Source organism: Aquisalimonas asiatica (assembly GCF_900110585.1).
Lineage (GTDB): Bacteria > Pseudomonadota > Gammaproteobacteria > Nitrococcales > Aquisalimonadaceae > Aquisalimonas > Aquisalimonas asiatica.
Map to the genome: position 1 here is coordinate 21,410 of NZ_FOEG01000005.1, position 18,591 is coordinate 40,000.

General features: G+C 66.7%; 21 protein-coding genes and 1 tRNA gene (1 of these 22 running past the window's edge). 14 read left to right on the forward strand and 8 right to left on the reverse strand.

All coding sequences use genetic code 11. From position 1 onward, the window contains the following. Positions 1–28: 28 nt before the first annotated feature. On the reverse strand, positions 29–952 hold the full coding sequence (locus BMZ02_RS12060; protein WP_091644169.1) for a LysR family transcriptional regulator: 924 nt from the start codon (positions 950–952) through the stop codon (positions 29–31). Positions 953–1,148: 196 nt separating this feature from the next. On the opposite strand from BMZ02_RS12060, the gene BMZ02_RS12065 reads away from it, so the two are divergent. The 7 genes from BMZ02_RS12065 to BMZ02_RS12095 all read left to right on the forward strand — a co-directional run bounded on the left by BMZ02_RS12065 (position 1,149) and on the right by BMZ02_RS12095 (position 7,737). Beyond that, a tRNA-Gly gene (locus BMZ02_RS12065) sits at positions 1,149–1,223 on the forward strand. An 84-nt stretch (positions 1,224–1,307) separates the two neighbouring features. Further along, on the forward strand, positions 1,308–1,835 hold the full coding sequence (locus BMZ02_RS12070; RefSeq protein WP_216110830.1) for a phosphoribosyltransferase family protein: 528 nt from the start codon (positions 1,308–1,310) through the stop codon (positions 1,833–1,835). Between the two features lie 368 nt (positions 1,836–2,203). Next, a complete protein-coding gene (locus tag BMZ02_RS12075) occupies positions 2,204–3,325 on the forward strand; it encodes a TRAP transporter substrate-binding protein (RefSeq protein ID WP_091644174.1) in 1,122 nt (373 codons plus the stop codon). Between the two features lie 59 nt (positions 3,326–3,384). Continuing rightward, a complete protein-coding gene (locus tag BMZ02_RS12080; protein WP_091644177.1) occupies positions 3,385–3,915 on the forward strand; it encodes a TRAP transporter small permease subunit in 531 nt (176 codons plus the stop codon). A 3-nt stretch (positions 3,916–3,918) separates the two neighbouring features. Further along, positions 3,919–5,247 carry a TRAP transporter large permease gene (locus BMZ02_RS12085; protein ID WP_091644587.1) on the forward strand — a complete coding sequence of 443 codons (1,329 nt, stop codon included), beginning with the start codon at positions 3,919–3,921 and terminating at the stop codon, positions 5,245–5,247. Positions 5,248–5,273: 26 nt separating this feature from the next. Next, the gene (locus BMZ02_RS12090) at positions 5,274–6,884 is read left to right on the forward strand and encodes a gamma-glutamyltransferase family protein (protein WP_091644180.1); all 1,611 of its coding nucleotides are present in this window, start codon (positions 5,274–5,276) and stop codon (positions 6,882–6,884) included. 22 nt (positions 6,885–6,906) lie between these two features. Beyond that, positions 6,907–7,737, forward strand: a complete 831-nt coding sequence (locus BMZ02_RS12095; protein WP_171909917.1) for a sulfite exporter TauE/SafE family protein — start codon at positions 6,907–6,909, stop codon at positions 7,735–7,737. Positions 7,738–7,740: 3 nt separating this feature from the next. On the opposite strand, the gene BMZ02_RS12100 is transcribed toward BMZ02_RS12095, so the two are convergent. The 4 genes from BMZ02_RS12100 to BMZ02_RS12115 form a co-directional block, all read right to left on the reverse strand. Then, the gene (locus BMZ02_RS12100) at positions 7,741–8,184 is read right to left on the reverse strand and encodes an Lrp/AsnC family transcriptional regulator (protein WP_091644183.1); all 444 of its coding nucleotides are present in this window, start codon (positions 8,182–8,184) and stop codon (positions 7,741–7,743) included. A gap of 90 nt (positions 8,185–8,274) precedes the next feature. After that, a complete protein-coding gene (locus tag BMZ02_RS12105) occupies positions 8,275–9,003 on the reverse strand; it encodes an LrgB family protein (RefSeq protein WP_091644185.1) in 729 nt (242 codons plus the stop codon). An 8-nt stretch (positions 9,004–9,011) separates the two neighbouring features. Beyond that, on the reverse strand, positions 9,012–9,374 hold the full coding sequence (locus BMZ02_RS12110; protein WP_091644188.1) for a CidA/LrgA family protein: 363 nt from the start codon (positions 9,372–9,374) through the stop codon (positions 9,012–9,014). Beyond that, a complete protein-coding gene (locus BMZ02_RS12115) occupies positions 9,371–10,033 on the reverse strand; it encodes a histidinol-phosphatase (protein WP_091644190.1) in 663 nt (220 codons plus the stop codon). The genes BMZ02_RS12110 and BMZ02_RS12115 overlap by 4 nt, the downstream gene beginning before the upstream one ends. A 136-nt stretch (positions 10,034–10,169) precedes the next feature. Between BMZ02_RS12115 and BMZ02_RS12120 the strand changes: the two genes are divergently transcribed. From BMZ02_RS12120 to bfr, 4 genes are all read left to right on the forward strand, one after another. Then, positions 10,170–10,679, forward strand: a complete 510-nt coding sequence (locus BMZ02_RS12120; RefSeq protein WP_091644193.1) for an RNA pyrophosphohydrolase — start codon at positions 10,170–10,172, stop codon at positions 10,677–10,679. Positions 10,680–10,817: 138 nt separating this feature from the next. Then, positions 10,818–13,088, forward strand: coding sequence for a phosphoenolpyruvate--protein phosphotransferase (gene ptsP, locus BMZ02_RS12125; RefSeq protein ID WP_091644196.1), 2,271 nt, complete (start codon positions 10,818–10,820; stop codon positions 13,086–13,088). A gap of 91 nt (positions 13,089–13,179) precedes the next feature. Continuing rightward, a complete protein-coding gene (locus BMZ02_RS12130) occupies positions 13,180–13,416 on the forward strand; it encodes a bacterioferritin-associated ferredoxin (RefSeq protein WP_091644198.1) in 237 nt (78 codons plus the stop codon). A gap of 128 nt (positions 13,417–13,544) precedes the next feature. Continuing rightward, positions 13,545–14,021, forward strand: a complete 477-nt coding sequence (gene bfr / locus BMZ02_RS12135) for a bacterioferritin (RefSeq protein WP_091644201.1) — start codon at positions 13,545–13,547, stop codon at positions 14,019–14,021. Positions 14,022–14,048: 27 nt separating this feature from the next. Here bfr and hemJ read toward each other — a convergent pair whose 3' ends face one another. Continuing rightward, entirely contained in the window at positions 14,049–14,477 is a 429-nt protein-coding gene (gene hemJ, locus BMZ02_RS12140) for a protoporphyrinogen oxidase HemJ (protein ID WP_091644204.1), read from the reverse strand. A gap of 2 nt (positions 14,478–14,479) precedes the next feature. Next, the gene (locus BMZ02_RS12145; RefSeq protein ID WP_091644207.1) at positions 14,480–15,019 is read right to left on the reverse strand and encodes a peroxiredoxin family protein; all 540 of its coding nucleotides are present in this window, start codon (positions 15,017–15,019) and stop codon (positions 14,480–14,482) included. Between the two features lie 193 nt (positions 15,020–15,212). Here BMZ02_RS12145 and argC point away from each other — a divergent pair, with 193 nt between their 5' ends. Beyond that, the gene (gene argC, locus BMZ02_RS12150) at positions 15,213–16,244 is read left to right on the forward strand and encodes an N-acetyl-gamma-glutamyl-phosphate reductase (protein WP_091644593.1); all 1,032 of its coding nucleotides are present in this window, start codon (positions 15,213–15,215) and stop codon (positions 16,242–16,244) included. Positions 16,245–16,315: 71 nt separating this feature from the next. Next, complete coding sequence (gene erpA / locus BMZ02_RS12155) at positions 16,316–16,681, forward strand: iron-sulfur cluster insertion protein ErpA (RefSeq protein WP_425425082.1); 366 nt, start codon at positions 16,316–16,318, stop codon at positions 16,679–16,681. 19 nt (positions 16,682–16,700) lie between these two features. Here the strand turns inward: erpA and BMZ02_RS12160 are convergent, their stop codons facing one another. After that, positions 16,701–17,816: an anhydro-N-acetylmuramic acid kinase gene (locus BMZ02_RS12160; RefSeq protein WP_091644209.1), complete on the reverse strand. Its 1,116-nt coding sequence runs from the start codon at positions 17,814–17,816 to the stop codon at positions 16,701–16,703. Positions 17,817–18,016: 200 nt separating this feature from the next. Here BMZ02_RS12160 and tyrS point away from each other — a divergent pair, with 200 nt between their 5' ends. Then, positions 18,017–18,591: the start of a tyrosine--tRNA ligase gene (gene tyrS, locus BMZ02_RS12165; RefSeq protein WP_091644212.1), read on the forward strand. The gene runs 637 nt beyond the window's last position; only the first 575 of its 1,212 coding nucleotides appear in the window; it begins with the start codon at positions 18,017–18,019; the stop codon falls past the right edge of the window.

The following is an 18,591-nucleotide window of genomic DNA, read 5'->3' on the forward strand; positions in this document are numbered from 1 at the left end:
GCTTGTATAGCCCATCCATCGGGTGTTGTCAGCGCGCCGGGATGATCTCCGAGAGCGTTTCCGCGGTGCGCTCCCGGGCCAGGCGGATGAACGCATCGATGAAGGGCTTGTCCCGGTCTTCGGAGCGGACGGCGGCGTACAGCGTGCTCCAGAGCCCGTTCTCGCCCAGCGGGCGGGCGTCGACACTGGCCTGATCCTGGTACTCGCGCAGCGCCCAGTTCGGCAGTGCGGCGACACCGCGACCGTTGGCGACGAGCTGGACCAGCATGACGGTCAGCTCCGCCGTCCGGCGCTCGGCGGGCTCCAGCCCCGCCGGCTCCAGGAAGCGGCTGAAGATGTCCAGCCGGTCAGGGCAGACCGGGTAGGTAATGAGCACCTGATCGGTAAGGTCATCCGGCGTGATCCAGTCGCGCCGGGCCAGCGGCGACTGTCGTCCCACGGCCAGCAGCATTTCGTACCGGAACAGCGGCACGTAGGTGAGTCCGGCCAGGTCCTCTTCCGGGTCCGAGGTGATGACCAGGTCCACGTCGCCCCGGTACAGGGCGGGCAGGGGGTGAAAACTGAAGCCCATGGACAGGTCCAGTTCCACCCCGGGCCAGTCGGGTCGGTAGCGGTCGAGGGTGGGCATGAGCCACTCGAAGCAGCTGTGGCATTCCACCGCCATGTGCAGCCGCCCGTGCTGGCCGTCGCCGGTGTGGCGCAGCTCGCCCTCGGCGCGCTCCACTTCGGGGACGATCCGCTGCGCCAGCTGCAGCAGCTGCTGTCCCGCCGGTGTCCAGCGCAAGGGGCGTGATCGCCGGAAGAACAGCGGCGTGTCGAAGTGGTTCTCGAGGCTGCGCAACTGGTGCGACAGCGCCGACTGGGTGATGTGCAGCGTCTGTGCGGCGGCCGACAGGTTGCCGTTCTCATGGATGGCAAGCAGCGCCCGGAGATGTCGGAGATCCAGAAACATGAATGCGTCTCATGTTTGTGATGATGAATGCGAGATTGTTTCACTCTTTGATCTGGCAAACAATACTCGGGAGTCCTGAGGGCCGCCCGTACCCCCGGGCTCGCGAGGAATGATCAGTTCCTTGCCCACCGTCCTAGTGGTCGGGTCACCTTGCAATGACCCGGCCCGTTTTTTACACTCCCGCCTCATCGTCATCGCGGGTGTAGCTCAGTGGTAGAGCACAACCTTGCCAAGGTTGGGGTCGTGGGTTCGAATCCCATCACCCGCTCCAGATTCCCGAAACGCCCCGGGGGGATTTCCCCCGGGGCGTTCGTCGTTGTGGAGGTGTGACGTGTCCGCGCCGCAGACGCATCGCTTGACCGTTGGAACTGTCTCCCGTGACCTGCCCTTGATGGAGGTGGCAGCCGGCCTGCGCATCGCCGTGCTCAACATGCTGGGGGATACGGAGCTGGTGGAGGCCGCCGCCACGCTGCTGGCTGGTCGCCTGGCCCGGCACGACTACGACACGCTGGTGACACCGGAGGCGAAGAGTATCCCGCTGGCCCACGCCCTGTCGGTGCGCACCGGCCATCCCTACGTCGTGCTGCGCAAGACCTGGAAGCCCTACATGGGCGAGGATGCGTTGCGCGCCACCACCCACTCCATTACCACGGGCAGTGAGCAGACCCTGTATCTCGACGCCAAGGACCGCCACCTGGTGGAAGGGCGCCGGGTCGTGCTGGTGGATGACGTGATCAGCACCGGCTCCACCCTGGCCGGCATGGAAGAGGTCATGGCGCTGGCCCGGGCCAGCGTCATCGCCAGGGCCGCCGTCTGCACCGAGGGTGATGACCCGGGTGACGCCATCGCGCTCGCCCACCTGCCGCTCTTCCCGGGCCAGTAGTCGCCGCCACGCGCCTGCCCGGGATTGCACCGCAACAGGGCGTCGCACCGGTGTGGCGCGCGATTGACAATCGGTTGCCTGGAATCCGCCAGCCTGTCATGTGTAGGCCTTGGGCACGGATGGACAACCGATCCGTCATGCCGGTAGCCCCTGTGGCCGACGAACCGGCCATGGTCGCCCAGGGGGCTTGTCCCGCGACGGTGCAGCGCCGGCGCTGGCGCGAAGCTGCGGGTCGAGCTGTTTTTCTTATTTAAATCAGTGATCTGCCTTGATTGTCGGGCGCTGGCCCGCGCCTTGCTAACAGCCTCCCCACGGCGCGCATCGTTCTGAATGCGCTCCAGTGTGCATGCCACTAGGCGGAGGCAATCATGGGAATTTCGCGACGCAAGCTTCTCAAGCTCGGGGGTGCCGCGGCAGCGGCCACGGCCGGGACCATCGGCGCACCGGCGATCATCAAGGCCCGGGAGACGTTCAACTGGCGCATGACCACCAGCTGGCCGGCGGGGCTGCCGTTCTATCAGACCGGTCCGGGCAGCGCCACGGACTTTGCGCGCCGGGTCGAGGCCATGTCCGATGGCCGCATCCAGATCCGCGTCTACGCCGCGGACGAGCTTGTGCCTGCATTCGAGGGGTTCGACGCCGTGTCGTCGGGCGGGCAGGTGCAGCTCAATCACGCCTGCTCCTATTACTGGGCGGGTGAGTCGTTCGCGGCGCAGTACTTCACCACCGTTCCCTTCGGCATGACCTTCCAGGGCTTCAATGCCTGGCTGACCGAGGGCGGCGGCTATGAGCTGTGGAAAGAGGTGTACGAGCCCTTCAATCTCGTGCCGCTCGCCGTGGGGTGCACGGGCGTACAGCCCGTGGGCTGGTTCCGTGAGCCGGTGGAGAGCCTGAGCGATTTCGACGGCCTGAGCATCCGCATGCCCGGTCTTGCCGGCGATGTCTACGATGCCATCGGTGCCAATGCCCAGTTGCTGCCGGGCGGCGAGATCTTCGCAGCCCTGGAGCGCGGCGCCATTGATGCCGCCGAGTGGGTCGGCCCCTACCTGGACCGGGAGCTGGGACTGCACAACGCTGCCAGCTACTACTACTCCAGCGGTTGGCACGAGCCCTCCACCACCACCGAGGTGATCATCAACAAGGATGACTACGAATCCTTGCCCGATGACCTCAAGGCGATCCTCCACAACGCCGCGGCCGCCTGCAACATCACGTCCCACGCCTGGCTCGAGGCGCGCAACGGCGATGCCCTGGACGACCTCACGGACAATCACGGCGTCACCTTCGACACCCTGCCGGAGGACGTGATCGAGGCGCTGTTCGAGGCAACCCGGGACATCATGAGCACCGAGGCCGATCGGGATCCCCTGGTGAAGAAGGTCAACGACAGCTTCTGGGCGTTCAAGAAGAAGCACGATCGCTGGCAGGAGAACAGCGAGACCATCTTCCAGACCCAGATCCGCGACAAGGGTCGCCGGATGCTGGACTGATCCGGGAACTGCTCGCGTGGGCACCGCCGTCATGACGGCGGTGCCCCGAGGGGGATCGTATGTTGCGTGCCGTCGTCCGGCTGGAATTCCTGCTCAAGCGCCTCACCGGTCTGGCCGGCTGGGTGGGCGTGATCGCCATGGGGCTCATGGTGGCCCTGGTGTTCACCAACGTGGTGCTGCGCTACGGCTTCGGCATTGGCGCGGTCTGGGCGCAGGAGCTGCAATGGTACCTGCTGTCGGTGATGGCCATGATGGGTATCGCCTACGCCATGCGTTACGACGATCACGTGCGCGTGGACATCTTCTCCCAGAAGTACTCACGCACCGGGCGGCTGTGGCTCCACTTTCTCACCGCCCTCGTTGTCGCCCTGCCGTGTGCCGTGCTGATCATCCATTTCGGCTATCCGTTCGCCGAGGGGTCCTTCCTGCGCGGTGAACGGTCGCCGAACTCGAACGGGCTGCCCTGGCGGTTCATCCCGAAAGGGCTGGTGATTGTCGGCTTTGCCTTCGTGGTCACCCAGGCCGTGGCCGAGGCGCTGGCCAGCGGTCGCCGCCTGACCCTTCATTACGCACGCCTGCTGCGGAGCTGAATGATGCCGTTGGAATATTACGCCGCCGGAATGATCATCGCCTTCTTCGTGCTGGTGCTCACGGGCATGCCCGTGGGATTCGCCGTGGCCGGAGTGGGGTTCCTGTTCGGGTTCATCGGCTTCGACGGCTGGCTGTTCGAACTGCTGCCGTCGCGCATCTATGGCGTGATCACCAATTACACGCTGCTGGCGATTCCGCTGTTCGTGTTCATGGGCGTGATGCTGGAGCGCTCGCGGATTGCCGAGCGCATGCTGGACGTGATCGGGCACTTGTGCGGCCGTCTGCCCGGAGGCATGGCGCTTGCGGTCATCCTCGTCGGTGTGCTGCTTGGGGCCTCCACCGGGATTGTCGGGGCGGCCATCGTGACACTGACGCTGATGGCGTTGCCGACGCTGATCCGGCGCGGGTACAACACGCCCATCGCCTGCGGCACCATCTGCGCCGCCGGCACCCTGGGGCAGATCATTCCGCCCAGCCTCGTGTTGCTGGTGCTGGCCGACATCATGAACATCTCGGTGGGCAGCCTGTTTGCCGCGGCGCTGGTGCCGGGGCTGCTGCTCGCCGTGCTCTACCTGGTCTATCTGCTGGGCCTGGCCTATTTCTACGCCGCGGATGTGCCCGCCATCGCCGAAGAAGAGCGGGCTGCGGTCGGCAAACTGCAACTGGCGAAGGATGTCGCGACCACCGTGGTGCCGCCATTGCTGCTGGTCTTCGCCGTGCTGGGGTCGATCATCGGCGGCGTGGCCGCGCCGACGGAAGCGGCCTCGGTGGGGGCGGTGGGTGCGTTGCTGCTGACCCTCGTCAGCGGCCGCCTGTCCCTGCCGGTGCTCTCCGAGACGCTGACCACGTCGGTGCGCATCAGCTGCATGATCTTCTTTGTCCTGATCGCCTCGCAGGTGTTCGCCCTCGCTTTCCGCGGGCTGGACGGGGAGTTCCTGATCCAGGACATGTTCGAGTTCGTCCCCGGGGGCGTGTATGCCACCCTGATCTTCATGTTGGTGCTGATCTTCCTGCTCGGGTTCTTCCTGGAGTGGATTCAGATCAGCTACATCGCGGTGCCCCTGTTCCTGCCCTTTCTGACGCAGGCCGGCGGTGATTTCTCCATGGTCTGGGTGGCCATTCTCATCGCCATGAACCTCCAGACATCCTTTCTGACACCACCCTTCGGCTGGTCGCTGCTGTTCATGAAGGGGGTGGCGCCGCCGGGCGTGACCACGCGGGACATCTACCGCGGGGCCGTGCCTTTCGTCATCATCCAGATCCTGGCCGTGGCCCTGCTGTTTGCCTTCCCCGGGCTGGTGCTGTGGTTGCCCGAGGCGATCGGCTGGTGAGTGTGAATCACGAACGAGGAGACGACATGGTCGTGAAAGCAAACGGGGATCCGCTGCGCGCCGCAGTGGTGGCCCCCCATCATCTGGCCGCCGAGGCCGGCGCCGAGGTGCTCGCCGAAGGCGGGAATGCCCTGGAGGCCATGACGGCCGCGGCCGCCGCCATCGCCGTGACCTATCCGCACATGAACGGACTGGGTGGCGACGGCTTCTGGCTGGTCCGGGAGCCGGGCAAGGCCCCCTGGGGCATCGAGGCGTGTGGCACGGCCGCCGCGCTGGCGACGCCGCAGTGGTACCGGGAGCAGGGTGTGGACACCATTCCCCACCGAGGGGGGCTGGCGGCCAATACCGTGGCCGGCACGGTGAGCGGCTGGGCGTTGGCGGAAAGCGCATCCCGGGAACACTGGGGTGGCCGGCTGCCACTGTCGCGGCTCCTGGCACCGGCGGCGACGTTGGCCCGGGATGGGTTCGCCATGACCGCGAGCCAGTCGGAGACGCTGGCAGACAAGCGCGAGGAGCTGGCGCCCCAGCCCGGATTTCACGAGGTCTTTCTGCCGGGAGGTGCGCCGCTGCCCGCCGGGGACCGGTTGCGACAGCCGGCACTGGCGGACCTGCTCGACCGCATCGCGGCCGCGGGGCCGGCGGATTTCTACCAGGGCGACATCGCCACGACCATTGCCATGGAGCTGGAGGCCGCCGGCAGCCCGCTACGCCGGTCCGACCTGAGCGGCTACTCGGCCCGTTACGTGGACCCACTGTCGCTCCAGCTGGACGACGGGGTGTTGGCCAACATGCCTCCCCCGACCCAGGGGCTGGCGTCCATGCTCATTCTCGGGGTCTACGACCGGCTCCGTCGAAGTCACCCGCACGCGGTGGACAGTGACGCCTACGTGCACGCCCTGGTGGAAGCCACCAAAGCGGCGTTCCGGGTGCGTGACCGGGTGGTGACGGACCCGGGCCGTGTGCCGCAGTCACCGTCGCAGTGGCTCAATGGCCCGGCGCTGGACCAGTTGGCCGCCGGTTTCGACCCGGATCATGCTGCACCCTGGCCGCCGTCCCGCGGTGGTGGGGATACGGTCTGGCTGGGCGCCATCGACGCGCAGGGGCGCAGCGTGAGTTTCATTCAGAGTCTGTTTCACGAGTTCGGCAGTGGCGTGACCATGCCGTCCCTGGGCCTGGTGTGGCAGAACCGGGGCTGCAGTTTCTCCCTGGACGCCGCGGATCTGAACGCGCTGGAACCGGGCCGGCGCCCGTTCCACACCCTGAACCCGGCCATGGCGGCCCTGGCCGATGGCCGGACGGTGGTCTACGGCACCATGGGCGGTGAAGGCCAGCCCCAGACCCAGGCGGCGATCTTCACGCGCGCGGTGCGCCACGGCATGGCGCCGGAGGCGGCCGTGGCTGCGCCCCGCTGGCTGTTGGGAAAAACCTGGGGGCACGGCACCGATTCACTCAAGGTCGAGGAGGACCTGGGGGCATCGGTGATCAGCGGGTTGCGGGATCGCGGGCATCCGGTGGACGTGGTGAGCGGTTGCAACAGCATGATGGGACACGCCGGCATGCTGATCCGCTCCCCGCAGGGGGACATCATGGCCGCGTCCGATCCACGCTGCGACGGCGGCGTGGCCGGAATCCGCTGAAATCGAATGGGAGAGGGTGGGCATGGGCGAGATGGCGCTGGGGGGAGTGATCGGCCTGATCCTGGGGCTGCTGGCGACCGGCGTGTTTGCCGGTGTCCTGGCCGGGCTGCTCGGGGTCGGTGGCGGCATCGTGGTGGTCCCCGTTCTGTTCCAGGTGTTCGCCCTTCTGGATATCGACCCGGCCGTGCGCATGCACCTGGCCGTGGGGACGTCCCTGGCGATCATCGTGCCCACGTCACTGCGTTCGGCACGCGCTCATTACCGGGCGGGCACCGTGGACACCGGGTTGCTGCGCGATCTGGGGGTGTCACTGGTGGTCGGAGTGCTTCTGGGGGTGGTGCTCAGCGCAGTGGTCTCCGGCGCCGTCCTGACGGCGGTGTTCGGTGTCATGGCGATGCTGGTGGCCGCCAACATGGCCCGGCGTGGCGGCCCGCCCAGGGTGACGGTGGAGCCGCCGCGCGGCGCTGTCCGGCACGGGATCGGTGCATTCATCGGCAGCGTGTCGACCATGATGGGCATCGGCGGCGGCACCCTCAGCGTGCCGATCCTGGATGCCCTGGGCTACCCCATCCGCCGGTCCATCGGCACCGCTGCGGCCATCGGCACCGTGATCTCCGTGCCGGGCACGGTGGGCTTCGTCTGGGCAGGCTGGGGTGCAGAGGCGCTGCCGCCCCTGAGCTTTGGGTACGTGAGCCTGCTCGGCGTCGCCGTGATCGCGCCGTTGACGGTTGCCTGTGCACCAATCGGGGTCAAGCTGGCCATGCGAATGGACACCACGCACCTGAAGAGGGCATTTGCCATCTTTCTGTTCGCCACGGCAGTGACCATGCTCTACAGCGTGGTCAGTGGCTGACGGTCACAGGCGCGGGCCGCCCCGGCGGTGTTTGACCCGGGTCATCAGCGTCTTGCAGTCCAGGCTCATTATGTAGTCACGGCCCAGGAGGTGTTGCTGCAGGAAGCGGTAGAGGCTCTCCGAGTCGTCGGTCAGTGTGTGGACATGCAGGCTCTGCATGTCGCTCATGATGTACAGGCTCACCACCTCGGGCGTATCCGCCAGTTCCCGCGCCGTTGTCTCCAGCCGCCAGGGGGCGACCTTGACGTCCACGAAGGTGGACAGGGTCTTGCCCACCTTGTCCGGGTTGAGGACCACCGTGAACTGCTCGATGAGGCCGTTCTCCAGCAGTTTATTGACTTGTTCGCGGGCGTAGGCGCGCGAGCAGTTCAACTCCCGGGCCATTTCCGCGTAGGACATGCGGGCGTTGCGGATCAGCAGTCGCAGTATCGGTGTTTCCAGGCTCAACGTTATCTCCTCCGTCGTCAGGTGCCAGGGGCGGAGCAACGGGCCTCCGGCAGCCGGGTGGAGATGCAAGAGCGCGGCCAGATGGCGGGTTCAGCCCAGGGGCAGCCAGGCGATCAGAACGGGCAGGAGAAAGGCTGTCATCAGGCCGGCCAGGCTGAGTCCCAGCCCGGCAAAGGCGCCGGCTGTGGCGCTGATGCTGAAGGCCTGGGCCGTGCCCAGTCCGTGGGCGGTGAGCCCCATGGCAAAGCCCTTGACCGCGTCATCGCGGATACGCAGCAGACGGATCAGCGCCGGCGCCATGATGCAGCCAAGACTGCCGGTGATCAGGACCAGGGCAGCGGTGAGAGAGGGCAGGCCGCCCAGTTGTTCGGCCACGCCCATGGCAATGGGGGATGTGACGGACTTCGGTGCCAGGGACATCAGGCTGGCCGGGCTACCGCCCAGCGCGGCGCCCACGGCGATGGCGGAAAGGGCGGCCACCGTGGTGCCGGTGATGCCCGCCACCAGCAGCGGCGCAAGCCAGTCTCGGATCTGCCGGCGGTGGTCGTAGAGCGGGATGGCCAGTGCCACCGTGGCCGGTCCGAGCATGAAGTGGATGAACTGGGCGCCCTCGAAGTAGGTGTCGTAGTCCGTGTCGGTGAGCAGCAGAATGCCGATCAGCAACCCCATGGACAGCAGCACCGGATGGAGTGCCGGGCTGCCGCCGAGACGCCGGTTCAGCCAGGTGCTGAACAGGAACACCAGCAGTGTCATGGTCAGCCAGAGCTGCGGCGAGGTGGCCAGGTAGACCCAGATGTCGGTGAGCTCTTCAGTGACCATGGGACACCTCAGGAACGGCCGCGGCGCCGACGCATGGCAAGCATGGCGCGCAGCGCCAGCATGGTGGCGATCAGGGTCAGCGCCGTGCTCACCACCAGCGCCACGCTGATGGCGAGCCAGTCTCTGGCGATGAGCTGGAAGTGGGCCATCATGCCGACCCCGGCCGGGACGAACAGCAGCGCCAGGTAGCGCAGCAGCGTCTCGCTGACGGTGCGCAGCCCCGTCGGGGGCTCACCGAACCAGATCAGCCCGCCCAGTAGCAGCACCATGCCCACCACCGGCCCGGGAACCGGGAGCCCGGCGAGCTGCACCAGCACTTCTCCGGCCAGCTGGCAGCCGAGAATGATGGCCAGCCCGTTGAGAATGTTCACGGATCGCCCCGCAGGCTGATTCGCCGCCAGCCCCGCTCACGGGCGGTGGCGTCCAGGGTGTCGTCCGGGTCCACCGCCACCGGGTGATCCACCCGGTGGAGCAGCGGCAGATCGTTGTGGGAGTCACTGTAGAAGTAGCTACCACGCAGATCGTTGTCCTGCTCCTGCAGCCACTCCTCCAGCGCGTGGACCTTGCCACTGCCGAAGGTGATCGGGCCGGTGATCTCGCCGGTGTACCGGCCGTTGCGCCACTCGGGGGTGGACGCCAGCAGGGCGTCCACCCGGAACAGCTCGGCGATGGGTGCCGTGATGAACCGGTTGGTTGCGGTGATGATCAGCGTCCGGTCACCCTGCGCAGCGTGTCGCTGCACCAGGTTGACGCCTTCCGGGAGCACCAGCGGGCGGATCCAGTCCCGTACGAACTCCTGCCGCCAGGCGTCGAGCTGCTCGGGCGCGTGCCGGGTCAGCGGGTCCAGGGCGAACCGCAGGTACGCCCGCGGGTCCAGGGTGCCGTCCAGGTACTGCCGGTAGAAGCGGTCGTTCGCCGCCTCGTATTCCGGGCCGTCGACGACGCCGCGCTTGACCAGGAAGCGGCCCCAGAGGTGGTCGCTGTCGCCGCGGAGCAGGGTGTTGTCGAGGTCGAAGATTGCCAGCGCCATGATGTGTCCGTTGGTTCGGGTGCGAAGGGTGACGCACCGCCGTGGGCGGGTGTGCGCCGTTTCCGGCAGTTTGCCGGTTCTTGATGGTTTGTGGAACAATGCCTGTTATCAACCCGAACATTGGAATAATTTCTAAGTGATTGATTCGGATGGATTCAGGGCAAACGTCGGCATTATCCTCTGCAACGAGGAGGGGCGGGTGTTCTGGGGCCGGCGAATCGGTCAGAACGCCTGGCAGTTTCCGCAGGGAGGCATCAAGCGGAACGAGTCCGCGGAGGATGCGCTGTTCCGGGAGTTGCACGAGGAAGTGGGGCTGCACCCGGAGCACGTGCAGTTGATCGGGGCGACCTCCGGCTGGCTGCGTTACCATCTGCCGCGCCATCTCGTGCGGCGGCATCAGCGGCCGGTGTGCGTGGGGCAGAAGCAGCAGTGGTTTCTGCTGCGCCTGACCGGCGGCGAGGGCGTGGTCCGCCTGGACAGGAGCGACACACCCGAGTTCGATGACTGGCGGTGGGTCGATTACTGGCGTCCGGCGCGGGAGGTGGTGTTCTTCAAGCGGCACGTCTATCGCAAGGCGCTGCGTGAGCTCGAGCCTCTGCTGTTCCCGGATGCCGCGGCGAAGACGCCGGGCGCGGCGCGCAGCTGAGCGGTCCGCCGTCTGCCGGGACCGGTTCTCCGGCATGGGACAACCGCCCGCCTTCCTGTACTCTGACACCAATCATCCAGGCGAATCGATCGGCCCGGCTCCGGCGCGGGTTCGCGGGCGCGACTTGAGACGAACGGCATGCTCCAGACCCTTCACAGCATCATCCAGGAGGTCAATGCGGCCCGCGGGCTGCAGCATGCGCTGAATATCATCGTCAAGCGCGTGGCCGATACCACCAACGTGGACGTGTGCTCCGTTTACCTGGTGGACCAGGACACCCAGGAGTACGTGCTGATGGCCACCCGCGGGTTGAACCCCGATGCGGTGGGACAGGTGCGCCTGCGCTTCGACGAGGGCCTGGTGGGGCTGGTGGGGGAGCGCAAGGAGCCGCTGAACCTGGAGAATGCCGAAGCCCATCCGCGTTTCCGCTATTTCCCCGAGACGGGCGAGGAGAAATTCCACTCGTTTCTCGGCGCCCCCATCATCCATTTCCGCCGTCTGCTCGGCGTGCTGGTGGTGCAGCAGACAGCGCGCCGTCGGTTCGGCGAGGAAGAGGTGGCATTCATCGTTACCATGGCGGCGCAGCTCTCCGGCGCCATCGCCCACAGCGAGGCCAGTGGTGGTGAGTCCAGCGGCGGTCTGCCGACGCCCCTGCCGGTGACCCGTCGCGCCCTGGAAGGGGTGCCGGGGGCGCCCGGTGTCGCGTTCGGCCGCGCCATGGTCGCCTATTCACCGGCGGACCTGTTCGCCGTGCCCGATCGCGCCGTGGAGGACGCGGAAAGCGAGGTGGCGGCGTTCCGGGCGGCGCTGAAGAGCGTCCGCGCCGAAGTGCAGGATCTGGCCGACCGGCTGGCGGACGCCATCCCCTCGGACGAACACATGATGTTCGACGTCTACCTGAAGATGCTCGACAGCGAGAGCCTGGTGGACGGGACGGAGCAGCGCATCCGCGAGGGCAACTGGGCCTGTGGTGCCCTGCGCGACAGTATCGCGCAGTACGTGAGTGTCTTCGACGAGATGGAGGACCCCTACCTGCGGGAGCGGGCCAGTGACATCCGCGATGTGGGGCGGCGCATTCTCATGCGCCTGCAGATGGACAGCGGTGACACGCGCTCGGTGCCCGAGGGCACGGTCCTGGTCGGCGAGGAGATCAGTGCCTCGCAGCTGGCGGAGATCCCCACGGAGCGGCTGGTGGGCGTGGTGACCGCGCGGGGGTCGGGCAACTCCCACGTGGCCATTCTCGCCCGCGCCCTGAACATCCCGGCCGTCATGGGGGTGGCCGAGCTGCCCGTGGGGCGGCTCGAGAACAAGCAGCTGATCGTCGACGGCTACAGCGGCCGCGTGCACATCGACCCGGACAAGCGGGCGCAGAAGGAGTACCGGCGTCTGCTGCGCGAGGACGCGGAACTCTCCCGCGATCTGCAGACCCTGCGGAACGAGCCGGCGCAGACGCCCTGCGGCTTTCCCATGGGGCTGTACGCCAACACCGGCCTGATGTCGGACATCACCTCGTCGCTGGCCAGCGGCTGTGACGGCATCGGCCTGCATCGCACCGAGTTCCCGTTCATGGTGCGGGAGCGCTTCCCCGGCGAGGATGAGCAGACGGTGGTCTACCGTCAGGTGCTGGAGCCCTTCGTGCCGCGTCCGGTGGTGTTGCGCACCCTGGACGTGGGCGGGGACAAGCCGCTGCCCTATTTCCCCGTGCGCGAGGAGAACCCGTTCCTCGGCTGGCGCGGGATCCGGCTGACGCTGGACCATCCCGAGATCTTTCTCACCCAGCTGCGGGCCATGCTGCGCGCCAATGCGGACTGCGGCAATCTGCGCATTCTGTTGCCCATGATCAGCCGGGTGCAGGAGGTGGACGAGACCCGCGTACTGCTGGACCGGGCGCGCGAGGAGCTGGCGGAGGAGGGGCTGGAGGTTGCCATGCCCCAGCTCGGCGTCATGGTGGAAGTGCCGTCGGCGGTATACCAGGCGGACAGCCTGGCCCGGCGCGTCGATTTCCTCTCCATCGGCAGCAACGACCTCACCCAGTACCTGCTGGCGGTCGATCGCAACAACTCCCGGGTCGCCGGCCTGTACGACGAGCTGCATCCGGCGGTACTGCAGGCGGTACGCCAGGTGGTGGAGGCGGGCGAGCGCAACAACTGCCACGTCAGTGTCTGTGGCGCCATGGCCGGTGATCCGGCGTCCGCCATTCTGTTGCTGGGCCTCGGCGTCCACGGCCTGAGCATGAGCGTCTCGAGTCTGCTGAAGGTGAAGTGGGTGATTCGCAGCTTTACCCGCCAGCAGGCGACGTCCCTGCTGGAAGAGGCACTGACGCTGGAGAACCCGGCCGATGTGCGGCGCCTGCTGAACCGTGCCCTGGAGCAGGCGGGACTTGGCGGTCTGGTCCGCGCAGGCAAGTAATCCCTCCCTCCGGAATAAGAATCGTTCTTGTTTTAATTGACAATCAGTCGCATTGGCATTCAGACTGAACCCATTCAACGGGAGGGTTCTCATGTACGTCTGCCTTTGCCGCGCCATCACCGATCACGACATCCGACGCGCCGTTGCCGGTGGCGCGCGCACCATGCGCGAGCTCCGTCAGGAGCTGGGCGTATGTAGCTCCTGCGGGCGTTGTGGGCCGGAAGCGCGGGAGATTCTCAGTGAGGCGTGCGCAAACGTGAGTGCCACCGCGGTCCGCATCGATCTTCCCCCCGTGGGTCCCGGCGCTCCCGCCTGGCAGACTGCCTGAGGCGTGACCGTGTGCCCGGGCAGGGAAAGCCCGGGGTCCCATGCCATCCGTTTCTTGTATTACACTGGCCCCTGTCTGACAGGCGGGCGACAGGCCTGTCCCAGTGATCAACCAGACGGAGCCGTCTCATGAAGGGTGATGCCAAGGTCATCGAGTGCCTGAACAAGGTCCTCTACAACGAGCTGACGGCGATCAACCAGTACTTTCTGCACTCCCGGATGCTCAACGACTGGGGGCTGGAGAAGCTGGGTGCCAGCGAGTACAAGACCTCCATCCGGGAAATGAAGCATGCGGACAAGCTCATTGACCGCATCCTGTTCCTGGAAGGCATGCCCAACCTGCAGGATCTGGGCAAGCTGCTCATCGGCGAAAACGTCAAGGAGATCCTCGAGTGCGACCTCAGGATGGAGGAGCGCACCTGCCCGGAGCTGCGTGATGCCATCGAGTACGCCGAGTCGGTGGAAGACTACGGTACGCGCGACCTGCTTGCGGAGATCCTGGCGGATGAAGAGGAACACGTGGACTTCCTGGAGACCCAGCTCGGATTGATCGAGCGAGTCGGTCTCAGGAACTACGAGCAGTCCCAGGTCTGGGCGGACGAATAGGCGGGGGCGGCGGCGTCCGGTCCCGGATCAGAACGGCTTGACCACGGCCAGCACGACGATGGCCACCAGCCCCAGCACCGGTACTTCGTTGAAGACCCGGTACCAGCGGTGACTCCGTGTGTTGCGGTCCTCCCGGAACGCAACCACGAGCCGCCCGCACCAGATGTGATACCCCACCAGCAGCCCCACCAGCAGCAGTTTGGCATGCATCCACCCCTGCTGCAGCCAGGCCGGGTTCAGCACCAGCAGCCAGACGCCCAGCGCAATGGCCACCACCGCGCTGGGCGTCATGATCCCGCGGTAGAGCTTGCGCTCCATCACCTTGAAACGCTCCCTGCCCGTCGGGTCGTCCTCGGCCATGGCGTGATAGACGAACAGGCGCGGCAGATAGAAGATGGCGGCGAACCACGTCACCACCGCAATCAGGTGAAATGCCTTGATCCAGAGATATTCCATGGTCAGGCGTCAGGGGTGTCCAGCGAGGCAACCTGGTCGGCCGGCAGCAGGCCGGTGATGCGCTCGCGCATGCGGTCCATGTCCACCATGCCCAGGCGCTGACTGAGGATCTTGCCGTCCGGGCTGACCAGGAACGTGGTCGGCGTGAGTCGCACGTCACCGAATGCGCGAGCGATACTGCCATCGCGGTCCAGGGCGACGGTATAGGGGATGTCCCGGTCTTCCACCATGGCGCGGACCTGTGACTCCGGATCGTACTCCATGGCAACGGCGATCAGCTCCAGCCCCTGGTCGCTGTACTCCTCGTAGAGCGCCTTGAAGTGGGGGATCTCGCTGACGCACTCGGAGCAGGTGGTGGCCCAGAACGCCACGATGACCGGTTTGCCGCGGAGCTCTTCCAGCGTGAAGCGCTCGCCGTCGAGTGTCTCCACCCGCACGTCCGGCGCGCGCTCGCCCTGCCAGGGGGCGAGCCAGACCAGCGCGGCCGTCACCACCACCACCGCGAACAACAGGATGAACCATACGTCTTTGCGCTTCGTCATGGAGATTCGCCACACCACTGTATAGAGAGGTCCCCAGTCTACCGTTGCCGCCAATCCCGGGGCTACAGTTGTTACGGCCTTCCCGTCTCCGCGGCGCTGGTGGAAGCCTGCGGGGGAGGCGCGTAAAATCGGAGGGCTGAACGGGCGGCGCCGCGGGCGCATGGCCGTGCTGGATATCGCGACTGGAGTGGACATGATTACCATTGGCATCGTGGGTGGCACCGGATATACCGGCGCCGAACTGTTGCGGCTACTGGCGGGGCACCCCCGGGCGGAGGTGCGCGCAATCACCTCCCGGGGCAACGCCGGCACGCGTGTCGATGCCATGTTCCCCGGGCTGCGCGGTGCGGTCGACCTGCGCTTTACCGAGCCGGATGTGGCGGAGCTCGCCGCCTGCGATCTCGTCTTCTTCGCAACGCCCAACGGCACGGCCATGCAGATGGTGCCGGAGCTGCTCGATGCCGGGACGCGGATTATTGACCTCGGCGCGGATTTCCGGCTAAGGGACGTGGCGTCCTGGGAGGCGTGGTACGGCATGGCTCATGCCTGTCCCGAACGCCTCGCCGATGCCGTGTACGGATTGCCGGAGATCCACCGGGCAAGCATTCGCGAGGCGCGCCTGGTGGCGAACCCGGGGTGTTACCCCACGGCTGTGGCCCTCGGGTGGCTGCCCCTGGTGGAGGCCGGCCTGGTCGGGCTGGACGCCCTGGTTGCGGACTGCAAGTCCGGTGTCTCCGGGGCGGGGCGGAAGGCGCAGGTGCCAACGCTGTTCGGCGAGGCCAACGAGAACTTCCGTGCCTACGGCGCAGCAGGGCACCGGCACCTGCCAGAGATCCGGCAGACGCTGGAGCGGGTTGCCGGCGGCCCCGTGGGACTGACGTTCGTGCCCCACCTGGTGCCGATGACCCGGGGCATGCAGGCCAGTCTCTACGCACCACTGGCGGACGCCACGGTCGACCTCCAGGAGCTGTTCGAGGCGCGCTACGCGGAGGAGCCGTTCGTGGATGTGCTGCCGGCCGGGAGTCATCCCGAAACCCGGACCGTGCGCGGCACCAACATGTGCCGGATCGCGGTGCACCAGCCCCAGGACGGGCGCACGGCCATCGTGTTCTCGGTGATCGACAACCTCACCAAGGGTGCGGCCAGCCAGGCGGTGCAGAACATGAACCTGATGTGCGGTCTGGATGAAACCGCCGGGCTGAGCGGTGTGGCGGTGCTGCCGTGAGGTCCCGTTGAAGTTGACGCTTTCGGGTGGTGCGGGGACAATGCAGTAGCTAGTAATCCGTTTTACCGGAGATGGAATCCATGGCTGAAGCAGCATTTGAGCAGGACGATGCGCCGCTGGTCTTCACCGACAGCGCGGCGAACAAGGTGCGTGAACTGCTTGATGAGGAAAACAACGACGCGTTGAAGCTGCGCGTCTACGTTGCGGGAGGTGGCTGTTCCGGTTTCCAGTACGGCTTCACCTTCGACGAGAACACCGACGAAGGCGATTCCGCCATGGAAAAGAACGGCGTCACACTGGTGGTGGACCCGATGAGCGTCCAGTACCTCATGGGCGCGGAGATCGATTACGTGGAAGGCATCGAAGGGGCGCAGTTCGTCATTCGCAACCCCAATGCCACCACCACGTGTGGATGCGGCTCCTCGTTCGGCGTCTGAGCCGATACGTTCGATTCGTCTACTCCCCGGGCGATCCGGGATGGATCGCCCCCAGCGGCACCCGGGCGCAGGCGCCGGTTACCGACGGAAGATTGCCAGGCCGGCCCGCCAGGGTCTCTCTCGCCAGCCAGGCGAACCCGGCCGCTTCCACCCAGTCCGCGTGAATCCCTTCCTCGTCGGTCGCCTCCACGCGCATTTCCGGCAGGGCGGCCTGCAGCCGGCTCATCAGGTCTCCGTTGCGCGCGCCTCCGCCACAGATCAATGCCCGGGTCGCGGTCGGCAGGCTGTCACGGATGCCCGCGGCGATCGTCTCGGCCGTGAACTGGGCGAGGGTGGCCTGAACAGTGGCGGGATCATGCCCGGATACCCCCGCGGCGGCCAGCCAGTCGTCGTTGAAGTAATCGCGCCCCGTGCTCTTTGGCGGTTTACGGGCGAAGTAGGCGTCCGCGAGCAGGCGGTCGAGTAGCGCCGCCGACACCGCGCCGGACGCTGCCCAGGCCCCGTCCCGGTCGTACGTACCACCCCGGTGACGGGCGTACCAGCTGTCGAGAAAGACGTTGCCCGGGCCGGTGTCGAACCCGCTGACGCCTCCGGTGCCGGGCGCGCGGGGCAGCCGTGTGATGTTTGCCATGCCGCCAATGTTCACCACGACCCGGTCCTCCTCTGCAGAGTGGAAGAACGCCTGGTGGAAAAGCGGCCCGAGAGGTGCGCCCTGGCCGCCTGCCGCGAGATCCCGGCGGCGGAAGTCCGCGACCACGGTGATGCCGGTCCGTTGGGCGATCCGGTGCGGGTCACCGATCTGCAGGGTGCTCGGTGACGGGGCGTCGGGCGCGTGCCACAGCGTCTGCCCGTGGCTGCCGATGGCCGCGACGTCGGAGGCGGGTGTGCCGGCTTTCTCCAGCAGGGCGAGGATTGCGTCAGCGAACTGTTCGCCCAGCAGGGCGTCCAGAGTCATGACCTCTGCCAGCGGCGACGCGCCGTTCACCTCCAGCAGGCGCGCGCGGACCGGTGCGTCGTGCTCGACACTGTGCGTGGCCACGAGGCGTGACCGGCCACCGCTGAATGCCACCAGCACGGCGTCGATCCCGTCCATGCTGGTGCCTGTCATCAGTCCTGCGTAAAGTGCCTCCGGCACGGCAGCCCCCCTGGTTGCATTGGTTTCACGTCATCTCCGGCATGATACTGCCTTTGCCCTGGCAGTGTACGGCGGTGAAGCGGTGATGTTCGTGTCGAGCCTGTTAGAATTCCGCGCTTCGGAAGGTGGTTGCCCCGGTCGCGCCGTTCCCGGCGGGTCGGTTGCCACGCACCTTGAGTCTACTCCGGGAGAGAAACGGCATGGTCGATGTGGATGGCGCCCTGGCAGAGCTTCGCCGGGGGACGGAAGAGATACTGGTGGAGAGTGAGTTGCGGGAGCGTTTGGCAGCCGGGCGGTCGCTGCGGATCAAGGCGGGGTTCGACCCCACCGCACCGGACCTGCACCTGGGGCACACGGTGCTGATCAACAAGCTCCGCCAGTTCCAGGATCTCGGGCACGAGGTGCTGTTCCTGATCGGTGACTTCACGGGCATGATCGGTGACCCGAGCGGCAAGAGCGCCACCCGCAAACCACTCACGGAAGAGGAGGTGGCCGCCAATGCCCAGACCTACCGGGAGCAGGTGTTCCGCATTCTCGACCCGGAGCGCACCCGGGTCGTCTTCAACTCCACGTGGATGAGCCGCTTCTCGGCAACCGACATGATTCAATTGTCCGCGCGCTACACGGTGGCACGAATGCTGGAGCGCGACGATTTCCACAACCGCTACCACGGCGGACAGCCCATCGCCGTGCACGAGTTTCTCTACCCGCTCATCCAGGGTTACGACTCGGTGGAGCTGAAGGCGGATGTCGAGCTCGGTGGCACCGACCAGAA